General features: G+C 38.5%; 14 protein-coding genes. 1 reads left to right on the plus strand and 13 read right to left on the minus strand.

The window, feature by feature from the left end:
* Nucleotides 1-211: 211 nt before the first annotated feature.
* The 4 genes from ssuE to pdxS all read right to left on the minus strand — a co-directional run bounded on the left by ssuE (nt 212) and on the right by pdxS (nt 3,517).
* A complete protein-coding gene (gene ssuE / locus ACFWE9_RS20565) occupies nt 212-748 on the minus strand; it encodes an NADPH-dependent FMN reductase (RefSeq protein WP_230155810.1) in 537 nt (178 codons plus the stop codon).
* 238 nt (nt 749-986) lie between these two features.
* Nucleotides 987-1,562, minus strand: coding sequence for a TetR/AcrR family transcriptional regulator (locus ACFWE9_RS20570; protein ID WP_230155809.1), 576 nt, complete (start codon nt 1,560-1,562; stop codon nt 987-989).
* Nucleotides 1,563-2,028: 466 nt separating this feature from the next.
* A complete protein-coding gene (pdxT, locus tag ACFWE9_RS20575) occupies nt 2,029-2,628 on the minus strand; it encodes a pyridoxal 5'-phosphate synthase glutaminase subunit PdxT (RefSeq protein ID WP_230156128.1) in 600 nt (199 codons plus the stop codon).
* 1 nt (nt 2,629) lies between these two features.
* Nucleotides 2,630-3,517: a pyridoxal 5'-phosphate synthase lyase subunit PdxS gene (gene pdxS / locus ACFWE9_RS20580; RefSeq protein WP_230155808.1), complete on the minus strand. Its 888-nt coding sequence runs from the start codon at nt 3,515-3,517 to the stop codon at nt 2,630-2,632.
* A 133-nt stretch (nt 3,518-3,650) separates the two neighbouring features.
* On the opposite strand from pdxS, the gene pdxR reads away from it, so the two are divergent.
* Nucleotides 3,651-5,045 carry a MocR-like pyridoxine biosynthesis transcription factor PdxR gene (pdxR, locus tag ACFWE9_RS20585; RefSeq protein WP_230155807.1) on the plus strand — a complete coding sequence of 465 codons (1,395 nt, stop codon included), beginning with the start codon at nt 3,651-3,653 and terminating at the stop codon, nt 5,043-5,045.
* A gap of 717 nt (nt 5,046-5,762) precedes the next feature.
* Here pdxR and ACFWE9_RS20590 read toward each other — a convergent pair.
* The 9 genes from ACFWE9_RS20590 to ACFWE9_RS20630 form a co-directional block, all read right to left on the minus strand.
* Nucleotides 5,763-6,128: a hypothetical protein gene (locus ACFWE9_RS20590; RefSeq protein WP_230155806.1), complete on the minus strand. Its 366-nt coding sequence runs from the start codon at nt 6,126-6,128 to the stop codon at nt 5,763-5,765.
* Nucleotides 6,125-6,301, minus strand: a complete 177-nt coding sequence (locus ACFWE9_RS20595) for a hypothetical protein (protein WP_230155804.1) — start codon at nt 6,299-6,301, stop codon at nt 6,125-6,127. Before ACFWE9_RS20595 ends, ACFWE9_RS20590 begins: the two co-directional genes overlap by 4 nt.
* A 67-nt stretch (nt 6,302-6,368) precedes the next feature.
* Nucleotides 6,369-8,114 (minus strand): aminodeoxychorismate synthase component I, encoded by a 1,746-nt coding sequence (gene pabB, locus ACFWE9_RS20600; RefSeq protein ID WP_230155802.1) that lies wholly within the window; start codon nt 8,112-8,114, stop codon nt 6,369-6,371.
* 86 nt (nt 8,115-8,200) lie between these two features.
* A complete protein-coding gene (locus ACFWE9_RS20605) occupies nt 8,201-9,223 on the minus strand; it encodes an LLM class flavin-dependent oxidoreductase (protein ID WP_230155799.1) in 1,023 nt (340 codons plus the stop codon).
* 93 nt (nt 9,224-9,316) lie between these two features.
* On the minus strand, nt 9,317-10,315 hold the full coding sequence (locus ACFWE9_RS20610; RefSeq protein WP_230155797.1) for an LLM class flavin-dependent oxidoreductase: 999 nt from the start codon (nt 10,313-10,315) through the stop codon (nt 9,317-9,319).
* A gap of 284 nt (nt 10,316-10,599) precedes the next feature.
* Nucleotides 10,600-12,846 carry an AAA domain-containing protein gene (locus ACFWE9_RS20615; protein WP_377358505.1) on the minus strand — a complete coding sequence of 749 codons (2,247 nt, stop codon included), beginning with the start codon at nt 12,844-12,846 and terminating at the stop codon, nt 10,600-10,602.
* Nucleotides 12,847-13,080: 234 nt separating this feature from the next.
* Nucleotides 13,081-14,877 (minus strand): oligoendopeptidase F, encoded by a 1,797-nt coding sequence (pepF, locus tag ACFWE9_RS20620; protein WP_230155789.1) that lies wholly within the window; start codon nt 14,875-14,877, stop codon nt 13,081-13,083.
* Nucleotides 14,878-14,995: 118 nt separating this feature from the next.
* On the minus strand, nt 14,996-15,664 hold the full coding sequence (locus ACFWE9_RS20625) for an FMN-dependent NADH-azoreductase (protein WP_290370515.1): 669 nt from the start codon (nt 15,662-15,664) through the stop codon (nt 14,996-14,998).
* Between the two features lie 209 nt (nt 15,665-15,873).
* Nucleotides 15,874-16,608, minus strand: a complete 735-nt coding sequence (locus ACFWE9_RS20630; protein WP_230155782.1) for a YqcI/YcgG family protein — start codon at nt 16,606-16,608, stop codon at nt 15,874-15,876.
* Between the last annotated feature and the right edge of the window lie 192 nt (nt 16,609-16,800).

Here is a 16,800-nt window from a genome sequence, read left to right on the forward strand (position 1 = left end):
ATATTAACATAAATTTATTCCTTGTCAATGGAGTTTTCTTATAAAATAACTTGGATTTATAAAATGGATGAACTGTTATTATTATACACATTATTCCACTTGTAATTATATGTTCTTTTTCATATGAATATAGACTCATTTTTTTTTAGAGAAAGTCTCTAAAAAAATGAGTCTATTTTACAATTCTGTCAATCATTCAAAGGATAAGTACTCAAATATTCCTTATCTGAATCGCTTCTACAAATTCTTGAACCTGACTCTGAACGCGATCAACTAAATTCATGTCCTTAATAGGGCTTTCCGGATCCTGTTTATCAATTTCCTTATCTACAAAATAGATGCCCTGCAACGGCTCACCTTTTAATATAGAAATTAATGGTTTAAGCGCAAAGTCAATTGCCAATAAATGCCTGTTACTTCCACCAATCATAATTGGCAGCACAGGCTTTCCCTTAAAAGCTCCTTCAGGCAGCAAATCAATCAAGGCTTTCAACACACCTGTGTAAGATGCTTTATATACCGGTGAACCAATAATGATACCTCTAGCTTCTTGAATTTTTTCTGAGAGCTTTATAATATCTTCACTCTTATATCGCCCTTGAAATAAATCATCAGCTGAAAAATCCGTAATTGAGTAATATGCCGAGGTATATCCTTCTTTTTCAACCAATGATTGAATATGTTTTAGTGAAATGTCCGTTCTTGATGGAATCGCTGGGCTTCCTGATAAAATTACGATATCGCTCATATTTATCCCCCTATTTTACATGATATCCTGATACGAATCCTCGAAATAGCTTTTCATGAAGCATGCATTTATCGTAATAGTCTGAAAAATATATGTCAAATCTTAAACTCCAGTTTATTGATATTGGCACGGATTCACCAGTTCATCAGCTTGCTTGATTGCTACCTAATCGAAAAAACGGTCCTATTTGTGGCATGATACCCATGCCTTTAATAGGACCGTTTCATTATGTATGATTTTATTTTCCGTGAATACCATAAACTAAAAGCTGGGCAATGCTATTGATTCTTTCAGAACTAAAATATGGTTCCTTTTTCTGGTGATGTATCTCATTATGAGTAGATAATGCCAATGTAAAAGAAATAATCCCAACATTAAATAGGGTGATATCAGAGATATATTGTATCTCTCCTCTATCTATTCTCTTCTGTATTTCAATATGTTTGGCATTCGGCTTAAAAATTTGTTCAATATATTGTTTTGAAATATCTTGATCGAGTTGTGTTTCCCTGAATAATATTGAAAACTGTTCTTTATTTTCAAGAATTTTCTTTATCATTGTGGAAACATGATTCTCCATAAGATCATCTGTAGATAGATGGCTAATCCCTTCTTCAGACTCTTCTTTTTCATTAGGTGTAATTGTAGCCAAAAGTAAATCTTTTTTACTAACAAAATATTTGTAAATAGTAGCTTCGGAAACATTGCAAGCAGAGGCAATTTCATTCGTCCTGGTCATATCAAAACCTTTAGTGGCAAAAAGAGTCCGGGCTACATTCATGATTCGTTCTTTAGTTTGCTGCCCTTTTTTCAAAAATATCAACCTTCTTTTAAAAAGATAAAACTGTTTCACCCATCATTTTTTCATTATTCTTAGATGGTATTTAACAGTCATTATTACCTTTGATCATTGAGAAATCCCATTTGTAGAAAACAGTGTCTATGAAATGATTTCTTTTCTAAAAAATCATGTATAAAATGCCTAGCCATCCTCAACCATGACTACACTTCAACTGATCGCTTAAGGTCACATTAATATACCGCGCATATCTCTTGCATTCTTTATAACCTTGATTGAAACGAGCATCCTGCTCCATCTTTTCATTAATATATGCAACAACGACATGGTCCTCTTCAATGTTCAAAACTAAAGATGTGAGTGACCACTCACTTATTTAGTATAGATTTATCGAATGGTAAATTCAAGCAATATGATTTCGTTCCCTTTTTGGAAAGGAGCATACAAAAGCTGTCCTAATAATAGGACAGCTTGATGATGTTTAGCAGGTTTTCAATTCAGCTTTATTTATAGATGTCTTTACCATTTGAATAAAAAGTTGCATAATACGATCATCCCCTGTTAATTCTGGATGAAACGCACTAACCAGGACATGTTCTTGTCTCGCGGCCACAACATTCTCTTCATAAACTGCCAATATCTCTACATCTTCTCCAATATCCTCCGCGAATGGCGCTCGGATGAAAACAGCTTTAAATGGTTCATCCAATCCTTTGATTGAGAGATCGGCTTCGAAACTATCCCGTTGACGTCCAAATCCGTTCCTTTTCACGGAAATGTCCATTAGTTCAAGATAGGCCTCCTCATCACCAGTCAATTGATTGGCCGCCAATACCATCCCCGCACATGTACCGAAAATAGGTTTTTTATCTTCGAAGAAAGTTTTGATTGGTTCCATAAATCCGTATCGATCCATTAGCTTTCTCATCGTAGTGCTTTCTCCGCCTGGAATGATTAAGCCATCGATTTCTTCCAACTGTTCTGGTTTTTTTACTATGATTGCTTGTTCACCAGCAGCTTTGATTTGGTTCAAGTGTTCTTCAACTGCACCCTGTAATCCCAAAACACCGATCGTTAACATATTACCAACCACGTTCCTGCATCCGTTCTGCTGGAGCCAGTTTGGAAATATCAATTCCTTTCATTGCACTGCCCAACTCTTTTGACAATCGGCCTATCAATTCATAATCAGTGAAATATGTAGTTGCTTGAACGATTGCGGATGCGAATTTTTCTGGATTTTCAGATTTAAATATACCAGATCCGACAAATACGCCATCTGCTCCCAATTCCATCATCAGTGCTGCATCTGCAGGAGTGGCAATTCCGCCAGCTGCAAAGTTAACTACCGGCAATTTACCTGTCCGTTTGATTTCTCTTAGAATCTCATAAGGAGCACCTAAGATTTTTGCTTCTGTCATTAATTCATCGTCACTCATTACGCTCACTTTACGAATTTGGGACAAAACCTTTCTCATATGTCGCACAGCTTCCACAATATTTCCCGTTCCAGGTTCTCCTTTTGTACGAAGCATTGATGCTCCTTCGCCAATCCGGCGTGCAGCTTCGCCTAAGTCACGGCATCCACAAACGAAAGGTACTGTGAAATCGCTTTTTAACAAATGATATTCTTCATCAGCAGGCGTCAGCACTTCGCTTTCGTCAATATAATCAACCCCCATTGATTCCAGAATCCTGGCTTCAACGATATGACCAATCCTTCCTTTTGCCATGACAGGAATGGAAACAGCATTCATTACTTCCTCAACGATTCGAGGATCTGCCATTCTTGCTACACCACCAGCTGCACGAATATCAGAAGGTACCCTTTCTAATGCCATGACTGCAACAGCACCAGATGCTTCAGCGATTTTTGCTTGTTCGGCATTAATGACGTCCATAATTACGCCACCTTTTTGCATTTGTGCCATTCCTCTTTTTACTGTGTCAGTTCCTAATAATTTTTCCATTTCTCTTCCCCCTAATATTTGCATTTTTTTGATTTGTTAGGCTTAGTATAAAAAAATGTTGACCGCATTGAAAGTGTCAGTTTTAATTAATTTAATGGGTTCAGGTTATTTTATCTAAAAAGGTGGAAACAAAATGAATATGCTTTCATGCGATTTAAATCGGTTTAGTGATGTACCTTTGTACGAACAATTATATTCACATATTAAAAAAGAGATTATTGATGGCCGTCTTCTTTTTGGTACAAAACTGCCTTCAAAACGTAAATTGGCAGAGTTCCTTCAGATCAGTCAAAATACTGTCGAAACTGCATATGAACAGTTAACTGCTGAAGGATATGTTGAAGTCATACCAAGAAAAGGGTACTATATTCAAACGTACGAAGATTTAGAGTATACGCAAACGAACCAAGTTTCCTTGGAACAAATGAGGGATAATGAAGGGGAATTGCTGTACCATTTTCATCCCAGCCAAATTGACACGGAAAACTTCCCATTTGAAAAATGGCGAAAATATACAAAAAATAAAATCGATGAATCACATCAAGAGTTGCTTTTACTGGGGGATTCCCAAGGGGAATATGAATTGCGGTGTGAAATTGCGCATTATTTGTATCATGCACGTGGTGTTCAATGTGTACCTGAACAGATCATCATTGGCGCAGGAATGGAAATTTTATTGCAGCAGCTAGTCCTTCTTTTCGATAAAAATACGATATATGGTGTAGAAGATCCTGGTTATCACTTGATACACAGGATTTTACGCAGCTACCCAAATGAAGTCCATCCCCTGCAAATTGATGAGGAAGGCGTAAAGGTCAACCCAATTGAAGATTCCAATATCGACGTAGTATATGTCACGCCTTCCCATCACTTTCCCTATGGGACGATCCTTTCCGTTAACAGAAGGACGCGATTGTTGAACTGGGCTCAAGGTGCAGCAAACCGCTATATAATCGAAGACGATTATGATAGCGAATTTCGTTATAGTGGAAAAACGATTCCTTCCTTACAAAGTATGGATGCTGGAGAAAAGGTGGTTTACTTAGGATCATTCTCCAAATCATTGATGCCTTCCATTCGGATCAGTTATATGGTTCTTCCCGCTCCGTTGTTACAAAGGCATCAACAGGAATTATCTTTTTACCATTCTACCGTTTCTAGGATTGATCAACATGTATTGACACAGTTCATGAAGGAAGGGGATTTCGAAAAGCATTTAAACCGGATGCGGAAAGTATACCGGCGCAAATTGGATAAAGTGATCGATTTGTTTAAGCCCCATTCACAAATATCCATCATTGGTGAGCGGTCAGGATTACATATCGTCCTGATCGTGAAGAACGGCATGGATGAGCAAACACTCATTCAAAAGGCAAACGAACACCATATTAAAATTTATGGATTATCCTCATATTCAATTGAAAAGTTTGACGAACATCCTCCAAAAATCATATTGGGCTTTGCAGGGATCCCAGAAGCTGAATTGGAAAAAGCGATTCACCTTTTATTGAACGCATGGGGTTTATAAGGAACAAAAGGTTCACGACAGTGATCTTCTCAGACTGTAGACAAACTCGCTGAAAATCGAGCTTGTCTACGGTTTTTTGGTTTGTACAATTTGAACGTTGATTTTCACTACAGGCACACGCTTTTTCCATGGGCGGTCCCGGCAGCCTCCATGGCGCCTTTGCGGCTGTGGGGTCTCCCCTTTAACGCGCTTTTCCCAAAGGAGTCGTGTACACCCGTTCCAATACACTTTGTTTTAATCCTGTTATTTTAGTTAAACGAACTTCATTCCATATATTTTCTGTATTCGCTCGATACGTAAGGCCATTGAGGAGAAATATACGAACAAAGCCTATCGCTGGTTTTAGTTACGTCTTTCATGATAAAGGATCTCTTCTTTAAAAACTACGAGCGTCGCTTTAAAGATCACTAAAGAGATTCAGTAAATCGGTACAGAAACACGTTTTGTTGATTCCACACAAGTGAAGGAGAATGAAATAAACGTAAATTTGAAAAGAGGATTGTGCGGAAGAAACGCGTGCTTATCAAGAACTCCAAAATGAGATGAACGAAGACCGTAAAGACCACGAAAAAGTCAATCTCTCCAAGAAAAGTTTTGATAAGTAAGTGCGACAAAGACGAACGTACAAAACAGTTTACTTATTCATTCCAGCCTGCTTCAAATCCAATAAAAATCAAAAGGGTTTCGGAATGAGACCATTCCAAAACCCTTTTGTCTTTAAACTAAGAATATCACCACTGTGGACATTTTTTTAGATAAATATTGTTCCATCATATCTTTTGGCATCATGCTGCCGCCTGTCGCCCAAATGATAGGAGTGGACTGGTTCATTTTATCCAGCGGTTTTTGATCCATAAGATAATTCCTACCTTCCAAACGTGACAAAAGTTGGACGGGAACAAATGCTCCTGCGAGAGCAGATGGCTCTAAATAATCCCCCACTGTCTCAGCCATTTTTAGCAGTTCAAATAACCTATTATCCTGAATGGTATAGCTGCCGCTTAGAATGAGGGTCATCAATTTTGAAACTAGTTCCGAAGGCCTTTTTTTGCATGGAAGGAATCTCTGCAAATGGTGAATCAATGATCCCCTTCAGCCGCTTTAACCTGTTCCTTTTGAACGACTGTGTTTTCCTGATCAGATGCGTAATCTGGATTCATCAAGAAGACTTCATCCATCACCATACGTCTTTTTAGTAATGGATATCTATCCTTCCACTCCATCATCGATAAACCTGCAATTTTTTGAGCATTCATTATCAACTATAACTCAACAAATTGCTATGCAGGTCAAACTATTCTTTTTTCAGCCATACATATCCATTTATAATATTAAATGTACTTTTAATCTCCCCCGCACACTATTAATAAACCAAATTTCCTCAGCCATATTAAGATCAGCCTTTGAAATTAGTTTTTCCTTGATTTCCTTCTTCCTTATTAAGTCGCAACGAAAAGTGCCAGCAAGTAGACCTGATTCAATTGGAGGGGTATAAAGGTCCCCATTTATCTTCACCACAACATTTCCATTCGTGAATTCCGTGATGTATCCTTCTTCATTCCAAAGCAGAACGTCATAGAAGTCAGGATGATTCTTTTGAAAACTTTCATAAACTTCACGATTCGTCGTCTTATGAAAAAGAAATGGATTTCCACTTGATATGGGAGTTTCAGCCACAATCACCTTTAATTCAGAATCGAGGGGATTGATTGCTTGTCCGGATATTTCAAAATCCCCGTTATCACTAAGTAATATCCTTACTTTTTGCACGGTTCCTTGATTTAAATCCGCATACTTTTGCAGTTGATCTCTAAGATTCCATTCAGGGAACCGATAATTGAAGTAATCAGCAGATTGTTTCATTCGATCGATATGATCATTCAACAAATCATATTCGCCATCGCTGAGCTTCATCGATTCCAAAAGTTCAAAAGTGGGCCTTTCCACCGTCAATAATTTGGCCTTTAAAAAGGCTTCGTCATATTCCTCCAATAGCTCAGAATCCCAAGTGATTCCACCGCCTACTCCATACTCAGCTTTACCTGTCTCCTTTTCAATTACAACCGTACGAATCGGCACATTAAAAACAGCTTCGGACTCCGGAGTGATGAATCCAATTGCACCGCAATACACTTCACGTGGTGAATTCTCTATTTCAGAGATGATTTCCATCGTTTTTATTTTAGGTGCCCCTGTAATGGATCCACATGGAAAAAGTGCCTTGAATATATCAATGATTGTTGTTTCTGGTTTTGTTTTGGCTGTTATTGTGGATGTCATCTGCCAAACGGTCGGGTATTTTTCAATTTCCTTAAGTTGTGGAACCTCTACGCTTCCTTGTTCTGCAATCATCCCCAGGTCATTTCTGAGCAGGTCAACAATCATATAGTTCTCAGCTTGATTCTTTTCCGAGGCTGCTAACCAGTCTGCATTAACCTGATCCATTTTTAGTGTCGTTCCCCGCTTCACCGTTCCTTTCATAGGTCGGGTAATTAGCTGATCATCTTCCCAACGGAAAAATAACTCGGGGGAAGCTGAGAGTATTCGATGTGTTCCCACGTTCAAATAAGCACTATAGTTCGATCGTTGTGCTCTCTTTAAGCGTTCGAAAAAAGAAAAATCGTCCCCTTTGAACATGGATTGCAAACGCATCGTATAATTCACCTGATACGTATTCCCTATCTCGATTTCGGACTTTATCTTTTCAAATCCTGAATGATAGGTTTTTGAATCCGTTTCGGATTTCCAATCAGCCAATTGAAAAGTACCGGGCATTTTTTCCGGTAATTCCTCCGGTTTCTCAAAAATCCCGAACCATAATAAAGGCATTGTGGCTCCGTTTTTTACTTTAAAAGACTTTTCAAAAGCAGGTGCCGCTTCATACGAAACAAATCCTGCTGCATAATGCCCCTGCTCAATCGCTTCCTGGACTTTTTGAAATTGAGGAAGGACTTCATCGATTGATTCGGCAATACACACTTCTTTCGGGTTCGTAAAATATAGCGGTTTGCTGTCACCTTGTTTATCAGTGAAGTGAAATATTAAGGATATAGGATCTTCTCGTTTCATTCTTCTCTCCTGCCTTTTTTATAGGTCTATCGTTATGTATTTTATAAAAAAGCTTGCAGATACATCATCTGCAAGCTCATTGACACTTATTTCATTCCAGTAACTTCTGCAATGATTTCATAAGAACGAAGGCGTGCATCCTGATCATATATGGCAGAGTTTATTATCATTTCATCCGCCTGTGTTTCATCTAAAAAGGTCTGCAGCTGTTCTTTTACCTCTTCATGGTTTCCTATGATGGAAGCGTTCAGCTGTTTCATGACAATGGACTTTTCATATTCTGTCCAAATGCCTTCCATCGTATCAACTGGCGGCGCCAACTGTCCAGGTGTATTTCGTATCAAATTCAAAAACTGCTGTTGATAAGATGTAGCAATCCTTTGAGCTTCTTCCCTAGTATCAGCTGCAAATACATTGATACCTACCATCACGTACGGTTTATCCAGAACTTCTGATGGCTGGAAATTATTGCGATAACGAGCTAAAGCTGGTTGAGTATTTTCAGGGGAAAAATGGCTTGCAAAAGAAAATGGCAGACCCAGCTGTGCTGATAATGCTGCACTGAAGCCACTAGACCCAAGCAGCCAAATCGGGATGTCCTGTCCCTCACCAGGGATGGCACGGACTCGATTATGTTTTGAATCTGCATCTAAATAACTCCGTAGCTGTGCCAATTGTTCAGGGAAATCCTGACCGTTATTTCGCACATCGCCCCGGAGTGCCATGGCAGTAAATTGGTCGCTTCCTGGAGCACGACCAAGTCCCAAATCTATTCTACCAGGATACATTGCTTCCAATGTTCCAAATTGTTCTGCGATAACCAGTGGTGCGTGATTAGGTAGCATTATGCCTCCTGAACCCACGCGAATTCTTTCTGTCCTTCCAGCAACATACCCTATCAGCACTGATGTTGCAGAACTTGCGATCCCAGGCATGCTATGGTGTTCGGCAACCCAGAAACGGTTGTAATTCCATTGCTCCGCATGCTTAGCCAATTCGATTGTATTTTTAAAAGCTCCCGAAACTGTACCACCCTCGACAATAGAAGCTAGGTCCAGAACGGAATAAGAAATGTCGCTAAGTTTTTTTGCATGGTGATCAGCATTCATATCTTCAACTTCTTTCTCTTATTTATGATTAAAAGGACGCAAAGCCATCATATAGAAAATGCAGAAAAAATGCACACAAAATGCTCGAAGTAATTAACTGTTCAGTAGTTCCCTAGCGATCAATCGATACGAATTCAACCTATCCTCCAACTTATGAGTGATGGTTATGATCATTATTTCATCTGCTTTATAGGCCTCCTGAATTTCTAAAAGCCGATACTTCACTTGAGAAGGTGTACCAATTATCAGTTTTTTATGCATTGTTTCCTTCAGTACTTTTTCTTTTTCACTCCAAACATGTTCCCTTACCTCTTCTATACTTGGTACCTGTTTTCTTTCCCCATGTCCACTTTGAATTTTCCATAGTGTCTCGCTAAGAGCGATTTCTTTCGCATGTTCCTCGGTTTCTGCACATATGGCCGAAACCGCAACGATTGTTTTTGGCCCTTTAAGCACTCCTTTTGATTGAAAGTGTTCTCGATACTGCTGAAAACTTTGCATTCCATCATTTTCACTCATAAATTCACCAAATGCGTATGCAGTACCATTTTCTGCAGCAAGTTTTGCACTTTTTTCGCTTGTTCCCAAAATCCATGGTTCAGGCGAAATCTGTGGGATAGGAGCAGCAGAGGTCTTTGTATACAAATGACCTGTCGGAAAATCATCTCTAAGAAACTGCAACAGTTCCTTAACAAGTTCAGGCATTTTGTAAACATTCTGCAGAAAATTATCGGATAATGCCATCGTAGCTTCGGCAGATCCCCCAGGAGCACGACCAAGTCCCATATCAATCCTGCCTGGTAAAAGAGTGGCAAGCATATTATAGGTTTCTGCTACCCGAAACGGCTTATAATGCGGAAGCAGCACTGCACCTGATCCAATTCGGATATTTTTTGTTTGTGCACCTATGTAGCTGATCAATACCTCCGGAACGGAACAGGCTAATCCTGGCAGGTCATGATGTTCAGTTAACCAGATCCTGCTGTAACCAAGCCTGTCTCCTTCCTGTGCAAGTTGAAGTGATGCCTGCAATGCTTCTTGAGCTGTTTGACCGGTTGCAATTGGTGATTGATCTAAAATGCTTAGTTTCATTTTTGCGCCCCCTCTTTTCTTTCGTAACTTAATGGTAAAACATAAACAATCGGAAGTCGCTTAAAAAGCTTGCTTAGATATTTTAGTTTGCAGCCTTTAGCTGAATTTATAAGGAGTTAAAACGAGACTTGAGATTAAGAGTGTATTATATATTCTAGCGAGGACATTGTTTCAATATGTTTTCTTCGTATGTAACTCACAATTAGCCTATATTCTTACGAGGTCTTTTAAGGAATATACATGTTAATGACGAAAAGACCCTGAAAATAGGGTCTTTCTAAGTACTATTCACTTTTTTTGAATTGAGATAGTAATTCATCAGCCATAATTGGTGAATCTAAGCGAGCCGCTAAAAAAGGAGGCTGGACCCGATCATTCGCCTCAACAGGCAAACCTAACCAGATAACTCGTTTATCCAAGATAAAAAATGAAAAGGAAACGGGCAAACAAATGAATTGATTTGAGACGACATCAGGATTTCTTTTTGATGAAATGATCGTCAATTTCACTTCGGGGTTTCGTTTCATCAAATATCGCTGCCATTCTTCTGACAAACTATTCAAATCAGGCACTGCCATAACCATCTCTTGTTTTGTGGATTCGATATCTTCTAAAAAATCCCCCAATTTCCGGGCATGCATCCATCGCAATTTCGGGTGCTGATTGTTCACCCATTTTCCAATGTCTTTCTTTGCCACTAGTTGATTATTTTGAATTTGATGATCGACAAGCTGACGAAGCGTTTTACTGCGATAAACGTGTTTATTAACAAACGAAGTGTCACTAACATGCACGAACTTCCCTTTTGTCCTTGTTATCGCCACATTTATCAGCCTTTCACTTTCTCTTCCGGTCAATAGCATTCCCGCCCTGTTTTGCGGATAACTATCAACTGTGTCAAAAATCATCATATCACGTTCACTTCCCTGGAAACGATGTACAGTTGCAGCGATGATATCAGATGTTTGCCGTTCTTTTTCATATAAATCATCCAATAATTTTTCCATCAAGTCTGACTGTGCACGATAAGGAGCCACATAACCAATGGACTTTGCCCCGCCAACATAGGCCTCATGAATCAGTTGAAAAGATAAAAGTAATTGCCAAAGATTCATTCGCGAGTGAGAAGTACGTTCAGTGATGCAATATTCCCCAGATAGGCTGGTATCGACAAGTACTGCTGCCTTATTGGCAAACGGTTCAGCCAACATTATGCTCTCCCTGCTAGTTGAAACACTTTCATGATCACCGACCAAATTGTTATAGACGACACGATTAGTAAATGCGGAAATATCAGGATGCATGCGGCGCTGTTCTTTCAATAGGAATAAATGAGGGTGAAGTTCCCCTTCCTCCACTGACTGAGCGACACCTGCTCTATGAAAGATGTCTTCTTTCAGCCAAAGTTTCACGAGGGAATCACGTGCAGAAGCAATCGGTGGCAATTGTTTGAAATCACCGCAAACGATTATATGTTTTGATAACGCTGCAGCAAAAGCCACCTGTGGTACGTAAGCCATACTTGCTTCGTCCAAGATGACCAGATCATATTCCTTTTGATAAACCGTTTCATCATTTGCGGCTTTAGCCAAAGTCGTGCCAATGATTTTCGCTTCTTTTACGAATTGCATTTCTTTTTGACGAATTTTCTCCAATACTTTTGCCAGTTTTTTCTCTAACTCGATTAATTGATCGGTATCTCTTTTACTGAAGGAGCCTGACAAATCGTGTTTTAATAATCGTTTCTCTTCTGCAAGCTGTTCTTTTTCCTTAACTAATATCGGTTCATGTTTCCCTAATAATTGCCCCGTAACAATATCGTCATGAAGGGCTAAAGATTCACCTACTTGAGACCCATAGCGCAGCACATCACCTTCCTTGAAACGATCTTTCTTTTTAATGAAGGAAGAAATCTCAGCCATCAAAACATCAACAGCCTGGTTGCTATGAGACAAGACCAACACTTTTTTATCCTGTAAATAATGATTGGCCACTGTTCTTGCCAATGTATAGGTTTTTCCAGTTCCAGGTGGTCCCCAGACAAAAGTGACAGGATTGAACTTCGAACGGGCATATAATTCTTTGACACTGCTTTGACTTTCAATTACAGGATGCTTTTGCGGCATAGACGGATCCATCAGGCGTTTGATCCTAAGCCTTTTCTTTTTGCTTCGTTTGATTTCATCCAAGCGGATAATCAATTGTTCAAGCAATTCCCAAGGATCATGATATAAAAATGCTTCGCCGATTATATCGCCTAACGATCGTTCAAAAACAATGATTATACTTTTTCCTTCCGAAGAGAGAATCCTTCCATCCTGTTTAATTCCTCCCCATTCCAGTCGAACGATCGCACCTATAGGAATTTTTATCGATGAACCTGTTTCAAAGTAATAGCTGAAGGAACCATCACTAGTAAGTAGATGGCCGTTAGAAACCAAGTATTTTGTGCTGCCATATTTTTTCAAATGCAGGATTTCAAGTTGAAGGGCCTGCTGCCATTCTTTTATATAATTAACTGTCGAATTCATTTTCACTTTCCTCACAATATATGCCATTTAATGTATAAAGAAACTGGCCCTTAGCTGGGCTCCGATGTAGAAAATACGTTGATCCCTATGACTTTTATCGTGCAGGTACGTGTTTCTTTAACATATAAAATAAGGCCCAATCAAAAAGATTGGGCCTCTCTTTACATCAATAGTTTAACTATAGCATTTTTTAAACACACATACCATGGGCTCTTTTGGAAGAAATGGTTTAGATTAGCCCTTTGTCAAATCCGTGAATTGGTCGACCAGTTCACTGAAAATCCTCATTGCATTTTCGATCGGTTCAGATTTAGTTAAATCTACGCCCGTTTTTTTAAGCAATTCCAATGGGAAATCCGAACTCCCGCTTTTCAAGAAGGCCAAATAACTTTCAAGTGTTTTTTGATCCCCGGAAAGGATCTTATCTGCAATCGTAATCGCTGAAACATAACCTGTAGCATATTTATACACGTAAAACGGTCGATAAAAGTGAGGAATCCGTGACCAGCCATACTTCACTTCTTCATCGAAAATTATTTCATCTCCATTATAAGTGCGGAATATCGATTCATAAGCTGTATTAAAAACCTCGGCATTCAAGGGCTCATCATTTTCAGCTTTCTCATGTACGATCTTTTCAAATTCCGCGAACATCACCTGTGTAAAGAATGTACCCTTAAAACTATCTATGAAATGGTTAAGTAAGTGCTTTTTCTTTTGCACGTCTTTTGTTGTCTTAATTAAATGGCGTATTAGCAGAATTTCATTCACGGTGGATGCTACTTCCGCCACGAAAATGGAATACCCTGCCGTTATTTGCGGCTGGTATTTTGAGCTATAGTAGGAATGCATGCCATGACCAGATTCATGTGCAAGTGTAAATACACTATCTAAATCATCACGGTGGTTTAACAAAATGAAAGGATGAACACCATAAAGACCTAAATTATAAGCCCCTGAGCGTTTTCCAGGTGTTTCTCGAACATCGATATATCTTTTTTCCTTAAAAGTTTTCAAAATCGTGATATACTCTTCGCCAAGAGGCTTCAGTGCCTCTACCATCAAAGCAAAACCATCATCATAAGAAATTTCCTCTTTAGCACCCTCGACCAAAGGTACACTTAAATCATAAGCCCTTAATTCATTTACTCCCAGCAGTTTTTTCCTTAACTGAATGTATTTATGCATCGGACCGATATTTTGCTTAGTAGACATAATTAAGTTATCATATACTTCTTTTGGTACTTGATCACCAAATAAGGATTTTTCCAAGGCAGACGGATAATGTCTTAGTTTCGAAAGGTTCACATTATTTTTGATGGCAGTGGAAAGTGTGGATGCGATAGTATTTTTTAATTGTATATATGGCTGATAATAAGCGATATACGCTTCTTTTCTTTTTTCACGATCATCATCTTCAATTAATTTAGAGTACATCCCTCGAGTAAGCTCTACTTTATCTCCCTCTTCATTTGTGACATCTCCAAATTTAATATCCGCGTTGTTGATCATTCCAAAGGTCTTTTGGGGTGCTGAAAATGCCTCGCCTATTTGGGAAAGTACCTCTTCTTGTTCTTTCGATAACACATGGTCTTTATAGCGATATGAATCAAGTAAATCTTCTTCGAAATATTTTAAACCCTCAACTTCTTTTATGTACCCTTTTAATGTTGATTCCTCCAAGCTTAAGAGGAACGGCATGAAAAATGAAGATGCATTACTAATTTTCTGTCCTAGCTGACCTGCTCGATCAAGTAATGCCTGTGATGATGTAACCCGTGTATCCAAGTCTGTTTGCAGCATGGCAAACACATATAACTTGTTATAAATGTAACCAAGCTCCTCACTTAAACGTAAATACTCAAATAAATCTTGCGCGGATTGAATATGACCATCGAAAGTCTTTAATTTTTCTGTCATCTCCAGGACTTCTTGATGGTCTTTTTCCCAATTAGCCTGATCACCGTAAATATCCTTCAAATTCCAAGTTTCTTCACTCTTGATTTCGTCACGCGATTTATACGTTTGCATATTATCGGCACTTCCTTTCATGCTTATAGGCTTACTCTTTATTATAATCGACTTTCAGAAAAATCTGCATAGAAAAACCAGTATGCTAAAATTACATACTGGTTTTTCTTTTTATCAATTAGAATTTTGCTGCAGTTTCAGCAACTTTCGCCAATCCTTCTGCAACGATATCTTGTGTACGATCTGGATATTGATTATGTCCTTCGATAACGACTGTTTCTGGGTTTGTAATACCCCATAATCTTAAATTCATCGTTACGTATTTCTCTGCCATTTCGCCAGCATCCATGCCTGGTAATGCATAATCTGATCCCCTAGCATTTAGTAAAGCCACTTTTTTACCTCCAGCTAAACCGACAGGACCTTCAGCTGTGTATTTGAATGTTATACCTGCTTGTGCAAGATAAGAAATATAAGTTACAAGCGGTGCAGGAACCGTTGAATTCCATAATGGGAAGGCAAATACTACTTTGTCGGCAGCAAGGAATTGGTTCAAATATTGTTGCACGATATCAGCAATATTCACTTCTTCTTCAGTCAGTTCCATGCCTTGGCTACGTTTATATAGCGCAGTAATTGCTGTATTACCGTAGTAAGGTAAGTTAAGTTTAAATAAATCCAATTCAGTTATTTCATCTTGACTATTTGCTTCCTTGTATGTGTTCAAAAACGTTTCATACATTTTCACGCTAATAGCTTGTTCCGCTGGACGGTCGTTTGATTTAACAAATAATACTTTAGACATGATCAGTTCCCCCAATAGTTTGTTTAGTATTTCAAATAGCATTTAATCCATATATCTCGAATTAACTGCAATTGCTACTTTCACATTATATGGCTGAAAATCAAATAAGGCAAGAAATATGTTTCTCATAAAGTTTTTTATTTTTAAAGGTCATTTTTCGAACTTGCAAAAATGTTTGTCCTGGATTTCCCCCCCTTCCTTTCATTTAGTTTTAGTCTTGCAAAAAAATAACGAGAGCAATTTGCTCTCGTTTAAGTTAGCTCTTTATGATGGAAAGGACACTGACCTTTTATCGGTTCAATATCATCCCCAATGAAAAATTGTTTCCATTCATTATGGTTTATATCACCAAAGTGACTGATATCAGGATGTTTAGGGAGATTATCCCATTTTTCTACCCGTTCACGAACCTTTTCACGTGACATGATACCGCCTTTTTCCGTTCCTTCTAAACCTTCGAAAATCATACGGGGTTGGAAGCCAAGAACAAGGCTATTTCCTAAATCACGGGTTTTACGCTGTTTATAAGCAGGTGCATTTCCAAAAACAAAAATGGGTTCACCTGAAAAATGATAGTCCCATAAATAATGTTCAGGATCTTTAGGCTTTTCAATAGGCCAAGGTTTCTTATCCTCTTTATGCAGGAATTGCAGAATATCCCAAAATCGTTTTCGGTATAGTTCTATATCCCCTTCAATCGATTCAGGCTCCATAAAGACAAACAGGCCATGCCTGATGTATGGTGGTTCTTGAAATAACTCAAGAAAGCTTTCCACGGCCTTTGGAAGGTTGGTCCAATCTTCCTGTGTGATATACGCATAACGTAGTTCCCCTTTATTTTCAGCTTTCATACCAAAATAACAAGGAAATGTTTTATCCGTCACTGTATTATGGAAAGTTTGATATTCGTTAATTAGCCATTGTGGCACCCGATCGGGATTTGTCATATCCTCTTTCGTCAATAAACTAGAATTAGCAGTTTGCATCACTGTTCTCCTTAATCTTTTTGCTATATAATACCCGCTTAAAATAAACTAAAACTTTCTCGAACACCTCAAACAATATGTAAATACAATATTTCTCTTTACATAAGATATTTCTTTATTTACTTCTAATTCAAGAAATTTAACTAAAATCAAAAATTCTCGTGATAATCATTTCTTTCCTTACGGGTAAAC

Origin of the sequence: Peribacillus sp. NPDC060253, from assembly GCF_042727425.1 — a bacterium.
Taxonomy (GTDB): domain Bacteria; phylum Bacillota; class Bacilli; order Bacillales; family DSM-1321; genus Peribacillus.

Excerpts from the sequence above, each read along its gene's own strand:
- ACFWE9_RS20610 (WP_230155797.1), bottom strand. The coding sequence starts at position 10,315 with ATGAAACTAAGCATTTTAGATCAATCACCAATTGCAACCGGTCAAACA.
- ACFWE9_RS20605 (WP_230155799.1), bottom strand. The coding sequence starts at position 9,223 with ATGAATGCTGATCACCATGCAAAAAAACTTAGCGACATTTCTTATTCC.
- ACFWE9_RS20615 (WP_377358505.1), bottom strand. The coding sequence starts at position 12,846 with ATGAATTCGACAGTTAATTATATAAAAGAATGGCAGCAGGCCCTTCAA.
- ACFWE9_RS20595 (WP_230155804.1), bottom strand. The coding sequence starts at position 6,301 with ATGAATGCTCAAAAAATTGCAGGTTTATCGATGATGGAGTGGAAGGAT.
- pdxS (WP_230155808.1), bottom strand. The coding sequence starts at position 3,517 with ATGGAAAAATTATTAGGAACTGACACAGTAAAAAGAGGAATGGCACAA.
- pabB (WP_230155802.1), bottom strand. The coding sequence starts at position 8,114 with ATGAAACGAGAAGATCCTATATCCTTAATATTTCACTTCACTGATAAA.
- ACFWE9_RS20630 (WP_230155782.1), bottom strand. The coding sequence starts at position 16,608 with ATGCAAACTGCTAATTCTAGTTTATTGACGAAAGAGGATATGACAAAT.
- pdxR (WP_230155807.1), top strand. The coding sequence starts at position 3,651 with ATGAATATGCTTTCATGCGATTTAAATCGGTTTAGTGATGTACCTTTG.
- ssuE (WP_230155810.1), bottom strand. The coding sequence starts at position 748 with ATGAGCGATATCGTAATTTTATCAGGAAGCCCAGCGATTCCATCAAGA.
- pdxT (WP_230156128.1), bottom strand. The coding sequence starts at position 2,628 with ATGTTAACGATCGGTGTTTTGGGATTACAGGGTGCAGTTGAAGAACAC.
- ACFWE9_RS20625 (WP_290370515.1), bottom strand. The coding sequence starts at position 15,664 with ATGCTATTTGAAATACTAAACAAACTATTGGGGGAACTGATCATGTCT.
- pepF (WP_230155789.1), bottom strand. The coding sequence starts at position 14,877 with ATGCAAACGTATAAATCGCGTGACGAAATCAAGAGTGAAGAAACTTGG.